Genomic DNA, 680 nt, shown 5'->3' with positions numbered 1-680 from the left:
GACGCGTGCCAGTGGTTCTACGAATGCACATCTTGCGGAAAAGTCCTGAAGCCACTTCCCGGCGATTGCTGCGTCTACTGTTCCTACGGATCGGCCCCATGCCCGCCAATTCAGGCGGGCGACAAATGCTGCGGTTGATACGGCGACCGGGATGTCGGTTTTGTCCGCAAAGCCGGTCATCAGGCTTTGCGGACGCAGGTATTTTTTCACCGTAGGCTGGAACTTGCCCGGTAGGACAAGGCAGGCGTGAAGTCACGGATCAACTGGTTTGCCGTGAAGAATGTCACGTAAACCAGGCAGCAGAAGCGAGCGCCGTGTTTGTCAGGATCTTGCCAGCGCCATCGGGAAATTATGCGGCCGGGTAGCTGGCGAACACCTCTGTGGTTCCATCCTTGCGGATCAGAAAGACGTCGAAGGCTTCGCGTTCACTTTCCGGCCCCATGCCCGGTGAGCCGAAAGGCATTCCCGGAACCGACAGTCCGACAGCATTCGGGCGTTCGCCCAGCAGGCGCCGAATGTCAGCGGATGGGACGTGTCCTTCGATCATGTAGCCCTCCACGCGACCCGTGTGGCATGACATCATGCCCTCCGGAATCCCATTGGCGGTTTTGTAAGCGTTCAAGGCCTCCCAAGCACTGTTTTACACGCCTACTTCAAAACCTTCCGCCCGCATGATTTTG

Annotated in this window: 1 protein-coding gene and 1 pseudogene; one reads left to right on the top strand and one right to left on the bottom strand. The window is 57.9% G+C overall.

The genetic code is table 11. The features are described 5' to 3' along the window. Positions 1 to 45 precede the first annotated feature (45 nt). A complete protein-coding gene (locus tag ACR0E6_RS22400; protein WP_480587517.1) occupies positions 46 to 138 on the top strand; it encodes a GDCCVxC domain-containing (seleno)protein in 93 nt (30 codons plus the stop codon). Between the two features lie 211 nt (positions 139 to 349). On the opposite strand, the pseudogene ACR0E6_RS22395 reads toward ACR0E6_RS22400, so the two are convergent. After that, a pseudogene (locus tag ACR0E6_RS22395) lies at positions 350 to 610 on the bottom strand (DUF411 domain-containing protein); the annotation flags it as partial. Positions 611 to 680: the final 70 nt, after the last annotated feature.

The sequence above is a fragment of the Ruegeria sp. AP12 genome (assembly GCF_056540025.1).
The sequence above is the reverse complement of the archived record's forward strand: the minus strand, read 5'-3'. Positions and strand labels throughout refer to the sequence as shown.